16 protein-coding genes and 1 tRNA gene are annotated in these 16,829 nt (G+C 62.2%); 6 read left to right on the forward strand and 11 right to left on the reverse strand.

Annotation, left to right across the window (positions count from 1 at the left end; genetic code table 11):
- The 4 genes from J1C56_RS24290 to J1C56_RS24305 form a co-directional block, all read right to left on the reverse strand.
- Complete coding sequence (locus J1C56_RS24290) at positions 1 to 924, reverse strand: ABC transporter permease (protein WP_214392578.1); 924 nt, start codon at positions 922 to 924, stop codon at positions 1 to 3.
- Positions 921 to 1,886 (reverse strand): ABC transporter permease, encoded by a 966-nt coding sequence (locus tag J1C56_RS24295; protein ID WP_214392579.1) that lies wholly within the window; start codon positions 1,884 to 1,886, stop codon positions 921 to 923. The genes J1C56_RS24290 and J1C56_RS24295 overlap by 4 nt, the downstream gene beginning before the upstream one ends.
- 58 nt (positions 1,887 to 1,944) lie before the next feature.
- The gene (locus tag J1C56_RS24300; protein WP_214392580.1) at positions 1,945 to 3,510 is read right to left on the reverse strand and encodes an ABC transporter substrate-binding protein; all 1,566 of its coding nucleotides are present in this window, start codon (positions 3,508 to 3,510) and stop codon (positions 1,945 to 1,947) included.
- A 458-nt stretch (positions 3,511 to 3,968) separates the two neighbouring features.
- Complete coding sequence (locus J1C56_RS24305) at positions 3,969 to 4,982, reverse strand: ABC transporter ATP-binding protein (protein WP_246591888.1); 1,014 nt, start codon at positions 4,980 to 4,982, stop codon at positions 3,969 to 3,971.
- 119 nt (positions 4,983 to 5,101) lie between these two features.
- On the opposite strand from J1C56_RS24305, the gene J1C56_RS24310 reads away from it, so the two are divergent.
- Entirely contained in the window at positions 5,102 to 5,842 is a 741-nt protein-coding gene (locus J1C56_RS24310; RefSeq protein ID WP_214392581.1) for a GntR family transcriptional regulator, read from the forward strand.
- Here the strand turns inward: J1C56_RS24310 and J1C56_RS24315 are convergent.
- The 3 genes from J1C56_RS24315 to J1C56_RS24325 all read right to left on the reverse strand — a co-directional run bounded on the left by J1C56_RS24315 (position 5,839) and on the right by J1C56_RS24325 (position 8,343).
- A complete protein-coding gene (locus J1C56_RS24315; protein WP_214392582.1) occupies positions 5,839 to 6,606 on the reverse strand; it encodes an aspartate/glutamate racemase family protein in 768 nt (255 codons plus the stop codon). The genes J1C56_RS24310 and J1C56_RS24315 overlap by 4 nt on opposite strands.
- A 357-nt stretch (positions 6,607 to 6,963) precedes the next feature.
- Positions 6,964 to 7,215 carry a hypothetical protein gene (locus J1C56_RS24320; protein ID WP_214392583.1) on the reverse strand — a complete coding sequence of 84 codons (252 nt, stop codon included), beginning with the start codon at positions 7,213 to 7,215 and terminating at the stop codon, positions 6,964 to 6,966.
- Positions 7,216 to 7,344: 129 nt separating this feature from the next.
- Complete coding sequence (locus J1C56_RS24325) at positions 7,345 to 8,343, reverse strand: AraC family transcriptional regulator (protein WP_338001500.1); 999 nt, start codon at positions 8,341 to 8,343, stop codon at positions 7,345 to 7,347.
- A 196-nt stretch (positions 8,344 to 8,539) separates the two neighbouring features.
- Between J1C56_RS24325 and J1C56_RS24330 the strand changes: the two genes are divergently transcribed.
- A complete protein-coding gene (locus tag J1C56_RS24330) occupies positions 8,540 to 8,992 on the forward strand; it encodes a cupin domain-containing protein (RefSeq protein ID WP_214392585.1) in 453 nt (150 codons plus the stop codon).
- 93 nt (positions 8,993 to 9,085) lie between these two features.
- Positions 9,086 to 10,573: a flavin-containing monooxygenase gene (locus tag J1C56_RS24335; protein ID WP_214392586.1), complete on the forward strand. Its 1,488-nt coding sequence runs from the start codon at positions 9,086 to 9,088 to the stop codon at positions 10,571 to 10,573.
- Positions 10,574 to 10,659: 86 nt separating this feature from the next.
- Here the strand turns inward: J1C56_RS24335 and J1C56_RS24340 are convergent.
- Positions 10,660 to 10,734, reverse strand: a tRNA-Val gene (locus J1C56_RS24340).
- Positions 10,735 to 10,839: 105 nt separating this feature from the next.
- Positions 10,840 to 11,202 (reverse strand): cell cycle two-component system response regulator CpdR, encoded by a 363-nt coding sequence (gene cpdR / locus J1C56_RS24345; protein WP_018429348.1) that lies wholly within the window; start codon positions 11,200 to 11,202, stop codon positions 10,840 to 10,842.
- Positions 11,203 to 11,430: 228 nt separating this feature from the next.
- Here cpdR and J1C56_RS24350 point away from each other — a divergent pair, with 228 nt between their 5' ends.
- Both J1C56_RS24350 and hisN read left to right on the forward strand, forming a co-directional pair.
- Entirely contained in the window at positions 11,431 to 12,321 is an 891-nt protein-coding gene (locus tag J1C56_RS24350; RefSeq protein ID WP_214392587.1) for an N-formylglutamate amidohydrolase, read from the forward strand.
- 224 nt (positions 12,322 to 12,545) lie between these two features.
- Positions 12,546 to 13,319 carry a histidinol-phosphatase gene (hisN, locus tag J1C56_RS24355; protein WP_214392588.1) on the forward strand — a complete coding sequence of 258 codons (774 nt, stop codon included), beginning with the start codon at positions 12,546 to 12,548 and terminating at the stop codon, positions 13,317 to 13,319.
- A 2-nt stretch (positions 13,320 to 13,321) separates the two neighbouring features.
- Here the strand turns inward: hisN and J1C56_RS24360 are convergent, their stop codons facing one another.
- Positions 13,322 to 14,281, reverse strand: coding sequence for an alpha/beta fold hydrolase (locus J1C56_RS24360; RefSeq protein WP_214392589.1), 960 nt, complete (start codon positions 14,279 to 14,281; stop codon positions 13,322 to 13,324).
- 467 nt (positions 14,282 to 14,748) lie between these two features.
- Between J1C56_RS24360 and J1C56_RS24365 the strand changes: the two genes are divergently transcribed.
- Positions 14,749 to 15,216, forward strand: coding sequence for an Hsp20 family protein (locus J1C56_RS24365; RefSeq protein ID WP_214392590.1), 468 nt, complete (start codon positions 14,749 to 14,751; stop codon positions 15,214 to 15,216).
- A gap of 74 nt (positions 15,217 to 15,290) precedes the next feature.
- Here J1C56_RS24365 and J1C56_RS24370 read toward each other — a convergent pair whose 3' ends face one another.
- Positions 15,291 to 16,340, reverse strand: coding sequence for a threonine aldolase family protein (locus tag J1C56_RS24370; protein ID WP_214392591.1), 1,050 nt, complete (start codon positions 16,338 to 16,340; stop codon positions 15,291 to 15,293).
- Positions 16,341 to 16,829: the final 489 nt, after the last annotated feature.

The following is a 16,829-nucleotide window of genomic DNA, read 5'->3' on the forward strand; positions in this document are numbered from 1 at the left end:
TTAGCGGAGGCGAGGATTGAGCACGTCGCGCAGCCAGTCGCCGACGATGTTGACGGCCAGCACCAGAAGCACAAGTGCCGCGCCGGGGAAGAGCGAGATCCACCATTCGCCTGACAGCAGCAGGTCGTTGCCGGCGCGGATCAGGGTTCCGAGCGAGGGTTGCGACGGCGGCATGCCGAGGCCGAGGAACGACAAAATTGCTTCGGTGAGGATGGCGACGCCGAGGCCGAGCGTGGCCAGAACCAGCACCGGGCCGATGGTGTTGGGCAGGATATGGGTAAGCAGGATGCGCACGCCGCCGACCTGGCTGATACGGGCGGCTGCGACATAGTCCTTGCGGCGCTCGATCATGGTGGCGGCGCGTACGGTACGGGCGAACTGCACCCAATCGGCGACGCCGATGGCCAGGATGACGACGTAAAAGCGCATCTCCTCGCGCATGCCGATCGGCATGACGATCTTGGCGACGCCGTCGATGAAGAAGGCGATCATGATCGTGGGGAAGCTGAGCTGGATGTCGCCGAGCCGCATGATGACGGTATCGACCCAGCCGCCGAGATAACCGGCGATCAGGCCAAGCGCCACGCCGATGGTCATCGAGGAGGCAACGGCGGCGATGCCGACCAGGATCGACACGCGCATGCCGTAGAAGATGGTTGAGAGGATGTCGCGGCCCTGCTCGTCGGTGCCGAGCAGGTAGGTCGAGGTGCCGCCGTCAATCCACACCGGCGGCAAGCGCGCATCCATGATGTTGAGCGTTGCCGGATCGAAAGGATTGTGCGGGGCGATCAGGCTGGCAGCTGCGGCGCAGAACACCAGAACGACGAGCACGATCGCGGCGAAGATGACCGGCGGCGAGTTCCTGAAGCGCCAGGCCAGTTCGCTGTTGCCGAGGGCTTTGAGTCTGAGGACAAGCTGGTTCATTTTGCACGCAACCTTGGATCGACAGCGAGATAGATCAGGTCGACGATCAGGTTGATCGTGACGAAGCTGAAGCCGACAAAGGCGAGATAGGCCGCCATGACGGGGAAGTCGGCGAATTCGATGGCCTGCAGGATCAGCATGCCCATGCCGGGCCACTGGAACACCGCCTCGACGACGATGGCGAAGGCGATCAGCGAGCCGATCTGCAGGCCGGTGATGGTGATGACTGGCAGCAGGCTGTTGCGCAGCGCGTGCGTCAGATAGACGGCGCGATCGGAGAGGCCGCGGGCGCGGGCGAACTTGACGAAATCGGTGCGTATCACCTCAAGCATCTCGCCACGCACAAGCCGCATGATCATCGACACCTGGAACACGGCCAGCGTGATTGTCGGCATGATCAGCGCTTTGAGTCCCGATGTGGTGAGCATGCCGGTCGTCCACCAACCGAGCTTGACGACCTCGCCGCGGCCAAAGGCCGAGAGCCAGCGCAGCTCGACGGAAAAGACCAGGATCAGCAGCATGCCGATCAGGAACTGCGGCATCGAGATGCCGAGCAGCGACCCGAACTGCAGGCTGCGACTGAGCAGGCCGCGTGGCTTGAGCGCGGTGTAGACGCCCATCGGGATGCCGACGGCAAGGGCGATGATGGTGGCGCAAAGAACCAGCTCCAGCGTCGCCGGCAGCCGGGCGAGTATCAGGTCGACCACAGGCTGGCGGTTGCGATAGGAGACGCCGAAGTCGCCGACCACCGCGCGTTCGACGAAGCGCCAGAACTGGACGAATGTCGACTGATCGAGGCCGAGTGCGACCCGCAGTTCATCACGCTGGGCAAGCGTGGCGTTGACGCCGAGGATGTTGTTCACCGGGTCGCCAAGGAAGTTGAAGATCGAAAACGAAAGTGCCGACACCACCAGCATCACGAGGATGACGCTGGTCAGTCGCGTGGCGAGCAAGGAAATCATCTCAGCCTCTGAAACGGAGAGAGGCCGGGCGCGCGTGCGCCCAGCCTCCGATCAATCGTCAGTCCATCGTGTAGTACCAGAACCGCGTATACTCGTCGGCCGGTACGATGGCGTGGACCTTGTCGCTCATGCCCCAGGTCAGGAACTGCTGGTGCAGCATGATCTTGCCGACCTCGTCGCGATGCAGCTTCATAACTTCGGAGATCATCTCCTGGCGCTTTTCCGAATCGTATTCGGTGCCGATCTGCGGGATCAGCTCATCGACCCGGGCGTTGGAATAGCCCTTCGGGTTCCAGGCGCCGAGGTCGCCGGTGGGCGTATGGAAGGTTGCCGAGATGATGTTGTAGGCGTCGAGCGTCGGCAGGCCGGCCCAGCCCAGCATGTAGAAGGAATACTTGCCGGCCGGCAGTTCGGTGTCGAACTGCACGGGTGGGTGCATCGTCAACTGCGCCTTGATACCGACCTTGGCAAGCATGCCAACCGTTGCCTGGCAGATCTGCTCGTCATTGATGAACGAACCGGCCGGGCAATCCATCGGCAAGGTGAAGCCATCGGCATAGCCCGCTTCCTTGAGCAGCGCCTTCGACGCCTCGATATCAAAGGGGAAGCGGACGTCGAGGCTGGCGTCGTAGAACGGCAGCTGCGGTGCCATCATGATCGCCGACGGGCGGCTGTTGTCGCGCATGATCGAGCGCTTGATGCCGTCGATGTCGATCGCCTGGTAGATCGCCTTGCGGACGCGCACGTCGGCGAGCGGGTTGGCATCGAGGCCAGGGAGTGTCTTCGATTGCTGGTCCATGCCGTAGAAGATATTGCGCAGATGCGGGGCGCGCATGATCTGCATGCCAGGCGTCGCCTCGATGCGCGCGACGTCCTGCGGCGGCGCGTTGCGGATGAAGTCGACCTCGCCGGAGAGCAGGGCTGCGACGCGCGTGGCGTTGTTGGCGATCGGCGTGTAGACGATCTCGTCGATGTTGTGCTGGCGCTTGTCCCACCATTTCTCGTTGGCGACGAAGACTGTCTTCACGTCGGGCTCGCGGCTGGCAACCTTGAACGGCCCGGTGCCGACACCCTGGGTGATCATGGCGCCGCCAGTATTGGTCGACAGATCAAGCGGCTTCTGGGCGCCGATCGATTCCTGGAACTCCTTGTCGAGAATGTACCAGCCTGCGAAATCGTTGAGCAGGATCGCGTATTTGCGCTTGAGCGTCATGTCGATGGTGTGGTCGTCGACCTTGATCACCTCGGCGATGGGCTCGAGCAGGCCGGCGAAGGGCGAGCCCGGCGAGCCGGCGCGTTCGAAGGAGAAGATCACGTCGTCGGCGGTGAACGGGTTGCCGTTGTGGAACTCGACGCCCTTGCGCAGGTGGAAGCGCCATTTGGTGTCGGACAGCGTTTCCCAGCTTTCGGCCAGTGCCGGCTCGATCTTGAGCTCCTTGTTCCAGCGGACGAGGCCTTCATAGACGTTGCCGATCAGGCTGAGCGTGAAATCCTCACGCGCCGCATGAGGGTCCATCGAACTGATTTCCTGCGATTCAGCGAACCGCAGCGTCTTGGCGTCAGCGGCGTTGGCGGCGAGGCTGGCGCACGAGGCGAGGAGAAGTAGTTTCAGATAACGGTTCATCGGCTGTTCCCACACAGTTCTTGTTTGTTGGACTTGCGTTGTCTCGTTTGGGCGTCGGCATGCCGATGGCCAGGGCGTCGAGCGTGCCGAAAGCCGCCGCATCCATCGGGTTCGAGAGCTGGTTCAACAGGGCTGCGTGGCCGGCGTGACAGAAACGAAACCGCGATCCTCTCATTCCCCGAGGTTCGGGGAATGCCCATTTCGATCCGTTCTGATCTCGAGCGCTTGTCACTTGGAGCCCAGCCTGTTGAGAGCCGACAGGAGGGATGATTTCACATCGAATACGCTTCGTCTACAGTGTTGTATGCGTAAAATGGCATCAATTGTATACAAACAATGCCTGAAATTTGAGCTGATTGCCGGGAGGAAGGGCGTGGCTAAACGGTCGCCAATCGCAACTGGCGACGCCGGTCGAAGGCCATGTCAAAGCCGCGGTAGCGCCCGCTGCTGTGCTGTCGTCAGAGCGTCGTCCCGCCCTGGTGGATGAAGCAGGCGGCGGATGTGCCGCCTGCATCGGCGAGCCTTGGCAGTTCGCCGCGGCAGCGATCACCGGCCTTGGGGCAGCGCGGATTGAAGGCGCAGCCATCGGGCCAGCTGCCGAGGCGCGGCATCGAGCCATCGATCTGGGCAAGGCGATCCGCCTTGCGCTTGAGTGAAGGGATCGAGGCCATCAGCCCCGCGGTATAGGGGTGTCGGGGACGGTGGATGACCTCGTCGACCGGCCCGATCTCGACGACACGACCGGCATACATGACTGCCACCCGGTCTGCCGTCTCGGCAATCACGCCCATGTCGTGGGTGACAAGCATGATTGCCGTGCCGCGCGTGGCCGCAAGCCGCTTGAGCAGGCCGATGATCTGGGCCTGAACCGAAACGTCGAGTGCCGTTGTCGGCTCGTCGGCGATGATCAGCTCGGGTTCGCCGGCGAGCGCCAGTGCGATGACGATGCGCTGGCGCATGCCGCCTGAAAACTGGTGCGGATACTGGCTGAAACGGTTCTCCGGGTCGGCGATGCCGACTTCGCGCAGCAAATGCAGCGCTTTCGCGCGTGCCGTTTCGGCATTGCCGGGATGATGCGCGCGGATGGTTTCGGTCAGCTGGCGCCCGACGGTGAACAGCGGATCGAGGCTTGTCAGCGGGTCCTGGAAGATCGCGCCGATGTGTCGGCCGCGCAGCTTGCGCTGCTCGGCTTGCGAAAGGTCGTCGATGCGCTGTCCTGACAGGTGGACGGTGCCGCTGGCAATCCGCCCGGGCGGCTGCAAAAGTCCGATCAGGGCACTGCCGGTGAGCGACTTGCCGGCGCCGGACTCGCCGACGACGCCAAGGATTTCGCCACGGCCGATGCTGAAGGAGACATCGTCGACGGCGACAAGCGAACGTTGGCGCAGCGGAAACTCGATGCGCAGATTGTGTACATCCAATACGGCGCCTGTCTGCGCCATGGGGCTCGGCTCAAGGGCCAGTCCGGTCATTGGAACACCGCCGTTCGTTCAAGGGTTGTGCCAAAGGAAAAGGCATGTTCCAAGCGGGAACGGTAGAGGATAGAATACATACCAAGTCCTCCCTATGCCCAATTCACCAGGATCGTGACATGCTACGCGAGCCCCGCGCTTCGAAGACCGCCGTTTCGCCGAGCCCGAGCGGCAAGACCAAGAAGCGTGGCGGCCCAACCGACGAGCACATTCACGGCGAGATCTATTCGGCGATCATCAACCATCAGATCCGCCCGGCAACGCCCTTGCAGGAGGACGCGCTGGCGACCGCCTTTGGCGTCAGCCGCACGATCATCCGCAAGGTGTTGCAGCGGCTGTCGCACGAAAAACTTGTCGACCTGATCCCCAACAAGGGCGCCTTCGTTTCCAAGCCCTCGATCGAGGAGGCGCGGCAGGTGTTCGAAGCGCGGCGCGGCGTGGAATGCATCCTCGCGGAAAAGCTCGCCTCGACGATCACCAAGGAAGACGTCGATCGGCTGACGGCCATGGTGGGCGCCGAGGCGGAGGCAGTCGAGCAAGACAGCAAACAAAGGCGGCTGCAGCTCTCCGGGGATTTTCATCGTGAACTCGCCTCGCTTGCCGGAAACGAGGTGCTGCGCGATTTCGTGCATGAGCTGGTGTCGCGAACGTCGCTGATCATCGCGCTATATGAGTCGCCAGGCGCGGTGCCGTGCTCGTACAGCGAGCACAAGGAGATCGTGGACGCCCTGAAGCGGCGGGACGGCAAGAAAGCTGCGCAGTACATGGACCACCATCTCCGTCATATCGAGGCTCAGATCGACCTGTCCGACCACCCCGTGCGCGTCGACTTCAAGACGCTGTTCAAACCCTTGGCCTAGCTGACCTTTCTCGTCATTTCGTCGCTTGCGAGGCGCGTATCGGGCGCATAGCCGGCAAGTTTGCCGCGATAGGTCTTCGGTAGCGGGTAGGCGAGGTCGCCGCGCTTGGACGTCTTCAAGCCCATGCCGACGATAGCCTCGGCGAATTTGACGCCGGCCACCACGCCGTCGATGACGGGCACCTGCAGCCGGTCTTCGAGATAATGCGCGAGATCGGCCATGCCGGCGCAGCCGAGCACGATGGCTTCGGAACGGTCTTCAGAGAGCGCCCTTTCGCACTCGGCCAGGATGATCGCGCGGGCGTTCGATTCCGGCTTCTCAAGCTCCAGCACCGGAACGTCGGTGGCGCGCACGCGGCGGCAATGGTGCTGCATGCCGTAGTTGCGGACGAGCTGTTCGGCGATGATGCGGGTGCGTTCGAGCGTCGTCACCACCGAAAAGCCGGTGGCGACGAAAGTTGCCGCGTGCATTGCCGCCTCGGCGATGCCGAACACCGGCGCACCGGTGATCTCACGCGCAGCAAGCAGGCCGGGATCGCCAAAGCATGCGATGATGTAGGCGTCGGCGGCAGGTCCGGCCATGATCTCGTCGACAAGGCCGATGATGCTCATCGCTTCGTCGTAGTGGCCTTCGATCGAGGCAGCCCCTGAGCGGGAGGTCACCGCCAGGATCTCGGTTCCAGGTGCTGCAACCGATCGCGCCGCGTCGCCGATGAGATCGGTCATCGACTGGGTGGTGTTGGGATTGATGAGCTTAATTCTCATGCGATCCTCTGAAGCCGGTGGCTTGCCGCGGTAGGGGTAATTCCGAGCCTAAAATTGTATACTATTGTGTATTCGTATTGGATGTAATTTGCTGTTGTCAACACGGTGGCAAGCGATTTTGCGGGACAGGCGATAACCAGCGCCGGCTATTGGCGGATCGGGTAGTGGCCATCGCACGCCGATCGGCGCGCTGCCGGGATAGATTGGACAAGCATTTGAAGGAGTTGGGATTTGCTGCGCTGCGGCGGGCGGCAGCTCAAAGCCAAGCAATGCGTGGCTTTTCGGGGTTGCTAGCGAATCAACACGTCGCGGGAATTGTATACAGGTATGGATTTCCAGGTTCTGCCGAGAACAGGCTTAGAAACCGCATGCAAGGCATTCGAGGCCGTTCCTGTAGCGATATTCGGCTTTCCAGTAGTGCGGGTCGTTGACCACAGCGTATTCGACCTCGGCCACTGTGGCGTATTTCTTCCTGAACGGGCGCGCCAGCGTGACCAGCAGGCGGCAGGTCGGGGGCCAGTCGCCGACGGAGAGAATGCTGTTTCCCCTTGATAGCTCCGACATCAGGATCGCTTGCAATGGCGGGGCCATCTTGGGCAATGCGTGCATCGGTAGGCTCCTGAGACGTGACGGACGATGGAGGATACGTGCATGCCCGGGCCACAGATGGCTTTGGACGACGGCTTAGTGTGATGCAGAGCATGTCCGGCGGGCGCCTTCAAGCTACTGTCGTCCAATCTATTGCCGTAAGGCGCCGCCTCTCCTTGTCTCGCGGGGAAGCTCGCCAAACTCGTGCCGGTATTCGGCGGCGAAGCGGCCGAAATGGGTGAAGCCCCATTTCAGGGCGACATCGGTGACGCTGGCTTCGCCCGCCACCAGGTCGAAGCGGGCACGGCGCATGCGCTCGCGCGTCAGCGCGCGGATAGGCGAGATGCCGAAGGCGTTGCGATAGGCCAGTTGCAGCGTCCGGGGGGCGACGCCCGCGGCTTCAGCGATCTCGTGCAGCCCGATCGGTGCCGCGACATTGGCGCGGATGAATTCTTCCGCCCGCTTCAGGTGGCGGGGTGCTGCACCCGGCCTCTGCTCGTTGAAGAACAGGCTCATATTGTTGGGCTGGTTGCGCAGGAACAGTTCCAGAAGGTGCTGCTCGTGCAGAACGTTCTGCAGGCCCGAACCGGGCAAGGACTTGATCTCGGCGGCCCGGAACAGCGAATTGGCCAGGCGCCGCCACGCCTGCATCTCGGGCCGGGAAAAATCGATCAGCGGGTCGAAGATCAGCGGCCCCGAAATGTCGCGGTCGAGCAGGCGCATGGCGAAGGCATGCAACGGCGCCTTGCGGACCTGGACGAGCAGCTGGGCGCAGCCCTGCCACCACTTCATCCTTGTCGCTAGGTCGGCATTGAGGACGGAGGCGATGCTGCGGTCGGTCAGGAATTCGCGCGAGCCGTTGCGGATGGTGGCCGTCCCCGAAATCGGCATCTGGATCAGGTAGAAGTCGCCGAGTTCGCCGGGATCGATCAGCACATCGGCGCCATAGCTGATGTAGTTCAGCGAGATCATCTCGCCGGGCGCATGATTATGCGTGACTCGAAAAGATTTCCGGTCACCGATGATGTCCAGTCGGTGATTGCAAAACTTCTGGGCGACCCGCTCCCTGGCGCAGTCGAGATCATTCGACTGAAACAAGACATGGTCTGAAAGCGGTACCCTTCGGACGGACGCCTCTTCCATCAGCATCCTGGCAGACTAGCATCGATCCTTGGGCTGCCAATGAAAATGAGCGGCAGTAGGTCGCGCCGGCAGCATTTTTGCGCTTTCTGGATAGTCATCGCGCAATACGGCTAGTGCTTTAGGAACGTTCGCAGCAATCTCTGCGGTGGAACAAATGAAAGGGTCGCCTGCGGCAGGCCCTTCGAAACAAAGGGAGCATATGATGAGCAATGAACTCGCCAAGGGCATCACGCGCCAAGGCACCGGCCATGCCGGCAAGACCTGGAACATCCTTGGGCAGGTCTATTTTCCGAAGGCGGTCTGTGAGTCGACCTTTGCCTTCGAGACCAACAGCGAGCCGGGCCAGTTCGTGCCAGTGCACATCCATCCGAACCAGGAAGAGTTCATCCTGGTGCAGGAGGGTGAACTCGACCTCAAGCTCGACGGCGAATGGGTCAAGGCCAAGGCCGGCGACCTTGTGCGCATGCCCAGGGGCATTCCGCATGGCTACTTCAACAAGTCGGACAAGCCGACCAAGGCGCTGTTCTGGGTGTCGCCGGCGGGCATGCTGGAAGAGCTGTTCAACAAGCTCGACAATCTCGCCGACCCGGCCGAGGTGGTGAAGGTTTCGGCCCAGCACGAGGTCAACTTCCTGCCGCCCGAAGCCAACGACTAGGCTGCCTGATCCCACTTTGGCATCTGCCCGACGCGCGCGACATCGGTCGCGTGCGAAGGCAAGCCTGCGTCCTGGCAAACAAGGAACAGCAAAATGGTCGACAAGAAGAAAGTCTGCGTCGTTGGCGCCGGCGTGAGCGGCCTTGCCGCGGCGCACGCCTTCAGGCAGCGTGGACATGACGTCGAAATCGTCGAGCGCAGCAACGATCTGGGCGGGGTCTGGGAACCGGCACGCTCCTATCCCGACGTGCAGACGCAAAGCCCGAAGGATCTCTATCGCTACACCTCGATGGCGATGCCGGATGATTATCCGGAATGGCCGAAAGGCACGCAGGTCCATACCTATCTCAAGAGCTATGCCGAGCGGAACGGGCTCGTGCCGCTCATCCGCTATGGCACCAAGGTTGTCTCGATGCAGCGGCGGGCCGATGGCGCCAAGGGCTGGCGGATGGAGCTTGCCAGCGGCGGCAAGACGGCTAGCCAGGACTTCGATTTCGTTGCCGTCTGCACCGGAAACTTCAGCGAGAAACGCGAGCTCGTGCATCCGGGCCAGGATGATTTCACCGTGGCCGGCGGCCAGGTGCTCCATTCGTCCGAGTACACCGATCCGGCGACGGTGCGGGGCAAGCGTGTCGTGGTGCTCGGCTTTTCGAAGTCGGCGACCGACATCGCGGTCAACGCCGTCAACTCGGGAGCTGCCGACGTCACCATCGTCTATCTCGAGCCAGTCTGGCGCATTCCCTACTTCATCGGCGGCCTGATCAACTTCAAGCGCATCCTCTACGTCCGCGCCCAGGAAGTGATGTTCCCGAACTGGGAAAAGTCAGTGCTGACACGGCTCGGCCATGCACTGGCCAAGCCGTTCGTCTGGGCCAACTGGCGGGCGCTGGAAAGCCTGCTCTCGCTCCAGCTCAAGCTCAAGAAGACCGGGCTGAGGCCAAAGGTGCCGATCGAAACCAGCATCAACTGCTCGGTGCCTATCGTCACGCCGGGGTTCTTCGACATGGTTGCCGACGGACGCATCAAGGCGATCCAGGGCACCATCGCTGCCTACGAGCAGGGCACGGTGATCCTGTCAGGCGGCGAGCGGGTCAAGGCCGACATGGCCATTCTCGCGGTCGGCTGGAAATCGGGCGTGCCGTTCCTGCCGGAGGAATACCGGCGCAAGCTTGTCGAGCCCGACGGGCAATACCGGCTTTATCGTGTCATCGCCAATCCTGACCTGCCCGACATGGGCTTTGTCGGCTTCAACTCGTCATTCTGCACAGTGCTGAGCGCCGAGCTAGCAGCCAACTGGCTGGTGCGCTACGCCGACGGCAAGCTGGGACGCCAGCCGACGCGCCAGGAGATGACTGATAATATCGAGATGATGCTGCGCTGGAAGCGCAACGAACGGCCGGCGGCCGGCGTCTATGGCGGGCTGTGCGTCGCGCCCTATCATTTCAAGCATTTCGACGAGCTGCTGGCCGACATCGGCGCAACCAAACGACGGCGCAATCCGGTTGCCGAGAACTTCGCGCCGCCGAACGCCGATGCCTATGCGGGATATCTCAAGAGCGCACCGGATTATCGCGCGGCATAGCCAGACGGCGAAAAAGACCGCGGCGCGCCCAAGCGTTCGTTGGGTGGTGCCGGCTGTTTTTTCTGAGCGATATCAGGGAGTTCGGATGGTGGGCGTGACAGGGATTGAACCTGTGACCCCTGCAATGTCAATGCAGTGCTCTCCCGCTGAGCTACACGCCCATCCGATGGAGGCGGATACACCATTTTTGATCCGGCGCGTCAATAGTGACTTTGGCGGAAAAATGCGCCGGATCATCAATTCCCTTGGCGACGCAAGGGAAACACCTATGCGGCGTGAAGCATCTTCTCGACCTCGTTGACGAGATCGCGCAGATGGAAGGGTTTCGACAGCACTTTTGCGTCGCGTGGAGCCTTCGAATCAGGATTCAGCGCGACGGCCGCGAAGCCGGTGATGAACATCACCTTGAGATCGGGGTCGATCTCGGTGGCGCGGCGCGCCAGTTCGATGCCGTCCATCTCCGGCATGACGATGTCGGTCAGGAGCAGCGAAAAAGGTTCCTCGCGCAGCCGCTCGTAAGCGCTGGCGCCATTGTCGAAGTCGCTCACCTGGTAGCCGGCGCGCTCCAGCGCCTTGACCAGGAAGCGGCGCATATCGTCGTCGTCTTCTGCCAGAAGAATGCGTGCCATCAGTTTCCCGTCCGAATCAGCGGTCGAAGCCGCCCCCCAGCAGGGGCTTCGTTAACCATCTTGTATATGAGTCCGCGACGGTAAACATCAAGTGAATGCCGTGTCAGCAGAGTGACGCAAAGGCATAATAAAGGCCGACTTTCCACAGCTCGAACTGCTGGACACCGACGGCGGCAGGTGGCACTTTCGATGGATGAGTGAGTGCATTTCGCAGGTCCATCAACAAAGATGACACCAGCCGAAGATTTCTCGGAGCTGCTGCCGTTCGAGGTCCGGACGAGTGCCGAGCAGCGTGTGCCGTTCGTGTTCAATTCGCCGCATAGCGGACGCTGCTACCCCGACCGGTTCCTGGCCATGTCCAGGCTCGATTCCATGGCCATCAGGCGTTCGGAGGACTGCTACGTCGACGAGCTGTTCGGTGCGGCAGTCGCCCTTGGCGCGCCGATGCTGGCGGCGCATTTCCCGCGCGCCTACCTTGATGTGAACCGCGAGCCTTGGGAACTTGATCCCCGGATGTTCGCCGAGCCGGTGCCGCCTTTCGCCAACGTACGTTCGGCGCGCGTTGCCGGCGGGCTTGGCACGGTGCCCAAGCTGGTGGGCGAGGGGCTCGACATCTATCCAGGCCGGCTGCCGCTGGCTGAAGCCGTCGGGCGGATCGAATGCGTCTACAAACCCTATCATGAGACGCTGAAGCGGCTGGTCACGCGGACCCATGCCCGGTTTGGCTATGCGGTACTGGTCGACTGCCATTCGATGCCGGCTTCGGTCCGTCTCGGCGACAACGGGGTGCGGCCCGATTTCATCGTCGGCGACCGCTTCGGAACCTCTGCTGCATCTGCTCTGTCGGAGCGGGCGATCGGGCTCCTGGCGGCCATGGGTTATACCGTGGCGCACAATAAACCTTACGCCGGCGGCTTCATCACCGAGCATTATGGCCGGCCGGCGCGCAAGCTTCATGCGCTGCAGATCGAGATCAATCGCGGGCTTTACATGGACGAACGCACGTTCAGGAAATCGGCGGGCTTTTATGCGCTTGCGGACGATCTGGCCCGGTTTTCCGCGGATCTGATGGCGATCCCGGACTATTATTTCCTCGACCTGCCGTTGGCCGCGGAGTAGGCGGCTGGATGCAGGTGGCTAAAAAAAGACCGCTCCGGAGAGCGGTCGAAGTCTAGGGAGGAAACGCCCAAGGAGGGCATGGACAGGAGAACTGTCCGAGGCCGAGATTATTGTGCGCTGCACAAAAGTCAAGACGCCCTTTGGGCTTTTTAATTCACGGTGATGTGGTTATTGCCGAGCGGGGTGGTGGCGTGTCATCCACGCCACAGTTGGAGATGGGGTGAATGATGGTCGACGCCGAGTTCATGCGACGGATCGCGAGTGCCGCGGCTGCCGAGACGCTGCCGAGGTTCCGGCGGCAAGGTACGGTGGCAAACAAGCTCGCCGGCGGCTTCGATCCGGTGACCGAGGCCGACCAGGAAGCAGAGCGTGCCATCCGCGCGCTGATCAACGCCGAATTTCCCGACCATGGCATTCTCGGCGAGGAGCATGGTAGCGAAAACCTCGGCAACAGCCATGTCTGGGTCATCGACCCGATCGATGGCACGCGCGCTTTCATTTCCGGACTGCCGGTCTGGGGCACGCTGGTCGGGCTCACCGTCGATGGCGACGCGGTTGCCGGCCTGATGTCGCAGCCTTTCACTGGCGAACTGTTTTATGCCGACGGCGATGGCTCGCACTATGAGGGGCCCGGCGGGCCGCGCACGCTTGCCGTGCGCAAGACGACGGCGCTGGCGGACGCCACGATGTTCACCACCACGCCGGCGCTTTTCAAGGGAGAGATGCGCAAGCGCTACGACCATCTGGAGACCCAGGTCCAGCTCGCGCGCTACGGCACCGATTGTTACGCCTTTGCCATGGTCGCGGCGGGGCAGGTCGACATCGTCGTCGACCCGGGGCTCAAGCCCTACGACATCGTGGCGCTGATCCCCATCATCGAGCAGGCTGGCGGTATCGTCACGACCTTCGAAGGCGGTCCGGCGGAAAATGGCGGCGACATCATCGCTGCGGCAACGCCTGAGCTGCACGCCGCGGCATTGAAGATTCTCAGGGGCTGAACCTATTCCACCGTTGCCGGCGTTCCGGGCACGAAGGCGCTGAACGCGGCGAGCAGCTGCTCGCGATAGATGTCGACTTCCTGCAGGATCTCGTGGCGGGCGCCGTCGATGGTCAACTGCGAGGCGACGCGGCAGCGGTGGACATATTGCTCGACGTCGCGCGTCGACACCACCTCGTCGGCGCCGGCGGTGACGATCAGCATCGGCACCTTGAGCGATGCGATAAATGCGGGCTCGCGCACGGCTTCCGACGCCGCCGCGGCTGCCCGCAGCCAGGCAATCGTCGGTCCGCCGACAGACAGCTCGGGATAGGTCTCGTAGAGCAGAATGTTGCGGCGGTAGCGGCGTTCGTCGCTGGTCAGCTTGTTGACGGCGAAGGGCGTTCCTTCGCGAGGCCGCGGCCCCCAGGCCGCGTAAAGCCCACCGAGGCCGAGCCAGCACATCACAGTTGTGATGCGCCTGATTGCCTTCATCGACAGCGGAACGCCGATAACCGACATGAACGGCGCCACCAGCACCATGCGCTGGACGCGGTTGATCATTGCGGGCGCGGCAAGCAGCGCGATCAGCGCGCCGCTCGAATGGGCGAGGATGAAGAACGGGCCGCGGCAATCGGGCAGGACGATCTGCTCGAAGAAAGCTTCGAGATCCCTGACGTAATGGTCGAAGTTTTTGACGTAGCCGCGATGGCCGTCGCGCAGCAGCCGCTCGGAAGCGCCCTGGCCGCGCCAGTCGAAGGTGGCGACCGCGTGGCCGCGAACCGACAGATCGCGAATGGTCTCGAAATACTTCTCGATGCACTCGTTGCGGCCCGGCAGCAGAATCACCGTGCCCTTGAACGGGTGCGAGGTGGCGGGAAACAGCCCATAGCGCAGCTGCTTGCCGTCATGCGCGGCAAAGCGGCCGGCGGTTGCCCGCTCTGGTACCGGATTGCCGGGGATTTCGTGGAACAGGTCCGTCATCAGGCGTTTCGGCTGGGCACTCGGTGCCGTGGGATCTGGCGATGCCACGGTGATAGAAAGCCGCATCGAGAAAATCAAAGGAAATCCGTGCGGAGCGGAATCGCCAATGGGAATAGAATGAGGCCGAAGGCAGCTTGCGGGTTGCCTTCGGCCTCTGTCGTTCCGGGAGGAAGGGACGTTACAACCCGGCTCGGCCTCGTCGGCGGCATTCTGTGGTGCCGCCTGTTCGTTGACTTGGCTGCACTTTAGGCGGGGCGACCTGAACGGATACCGAAGGGCCGGTTCATCTTCGGTTCATCCTGGCGGTCATGAAAAAAGCTGTGGCGACGATGTCTTGAAATGGCTTTGGGCGACCCCCAAATGTCTCCTGCGGCGCCCAATATCGGGGCCGCTGACCGCAGCCGGGACGCCAGAACGGGTTTCGGCACAGGTCATGCGCAAACCTTGTTGCTCACTGGAGAACACCCATGCGTCACGTTGATTTTTCCTCTCTCCACCGCTCGACTGTCGGCTTTGACCGGCTGTTCAACATGCTCGACGGCCTTGGCCAGCCTGACGGTGGCACAACCTATCCGCCCTACAACATCGAGCGCACCGGCGAGGACGCCTACCGCATCAGCATGGCGGTCGCAGGCTTCTCGGAGACCGAGATTTCGATCGAAGCCCATCGTAATGTGCTGACGGTCAAGGGTGACCGCGCCAACGAGGCCGCCGGCGAAGGTTCGGAGTTGCTTTATCGCGGCATCGCCTCGCGCGCCTTCGAGCGCCGCTTCCAGCTCGCCGACCATGTCGAAGTCGTAGGTGCGAACCTCAAGAACGGCCTGCTTCACATCGATCTCAAGCGCAACATTCCCGAAGAGCACAAGCCTCGCAAGATCGAGATTTCGGCTGCTCCGGCGAATGCCAAGCAGATCGAGGCCAACACGGTCAACTAAGACTGCTCCTCCCAAGCAGCAAAGGCGGCGCCATCAGCGCCGCCTTTTTGTTATCCGGGTATCCGGAACCTGATTTAACGAAGCAAGTCGCTAAACCGGCCGATGTCGTCGGGCGTGGTGGCAAAGGAGGTGACGAAGCGATAGAGCGCCTCGTCGTCGCCAATCTGGCCAGCGAGCGAAGTCGGGGTCGGCCATGTGTAGAAGGCAGCGCCGGCGCCTTGCGCCTTTTCGGCGACATCCTTCCTGATGATGGCGAAAACTTCGTTGGCCTCTGGCTGCCAGCCGAGGCGCGCGACGGACGAGCTTTCGATCGCCTGGGCCAGCCTGGCGGACATCGTATTGGCGTGACGTGCCGTCTCCAGCCACAGGCCGCCATCGAAATAGGCGTCGAACTGGGCCGAGATGAAGCGTGCCTTGGAGAAAAGCTGGGCCGAGCGCTTGCGCATGAAGGCCATTTCCCTGGCGCGGTCGAGGTCGAACATGACGATCGCCTCGGCGCACCAGCAGCCGTTCTTGGTGCCGCCGAAGGAGACGATGTCGATGCCGCGTTTCCAGGTCATCTCGGCCGGCGAGACGTCGAGCGACACCAGCGCGTTGGCGAAGCGGGCGCCATCCATGTGGAGCGGCAGGCCATGGCGTTTCGCAACTGCCGATATCGCCGAGATGTCGCCAAGGCCATAGACTGTGCCGACCTCGGTCGCCTGGGTGATGGAGATCGCCGCCCCGCGCCCGCCGTGAACGTTCTCCGAGGCGAAGCGGCCGACGGCGCGCTCGAGATTGCCGATGTCCATGCGCCCGAGCGGGCCATCGACCGGATGAAGCCGCGAACCATGGGAAAAGTACTCCGGCGCGCCGCACTCATCCTCAAGGATGTGCGCCTCGCGGTGCGCGAAGGAAATGCCTCCCGGCTTGCCGTAAGCTGCGAGCGACAGTGAATTGGCGGCTGTGCCGGTCGCGACGAAGAACACAGCCACTTCGCGCTCGAAAACCTCCGAGAATTTTGCGTAAACCGCCTTGTCGAGATCGCCGTCGCCATAGGCGCGGCTGAAGCCCGCAGCACTTGCGTGCAAACGCTCGGAGACCTTGGGGTGAGCGCCGGCCCAATTGTCTGATGCGAAGAACATTTCGTCCGTCCGTAATATAGCTGCGGGAGACTGCGTGGCAGGGTAGGCGGGAGCTAGACCGGATTTGTCGATCTTCGGCAAGTGCGGGGTCTGGAAAACGATTGAGGCAGGGAGAGCGCTGTTTTGACCGGTTGTTCAAAAATTGCGCCGGATGCTGGTCCGGCGTAATTTTCGGTCTTCGCAAGGGCGGAAAATTCGTGAATCGGTCTTGTGTGTATTCAAGAATTCTGTCATACAAAATTTAGGACAGCAGTGCTGTCTTATTTATCTGCCCAAAGCGAACCGGATTTGGCGTATGATGACGCCGCGTCCGGCTTCCGCCGCGAGCTAGGGTCAGGGGCTGAGGCCGGAGCAATCCGTTCACGTCTGTCCCGACTGCGGTTTAGTGCCGGCGAACGGCACTGCGCCGCTGCATATCGAGCATATCTGAAGGTGAACGGATCGGCATATTGCCGTCCCAAAGCAAATTGCCCGGATCGGGCGGGAATG

The organism is Aminobacter anthyllidis, assembly GCF_018555685.1.
GTDB lineage: Bacteria > Pseudomonadota > Alphaproteobacteria > Rhizobiales > Rhizobiaceae > Aminobacter > Aminobacter anthyllidis.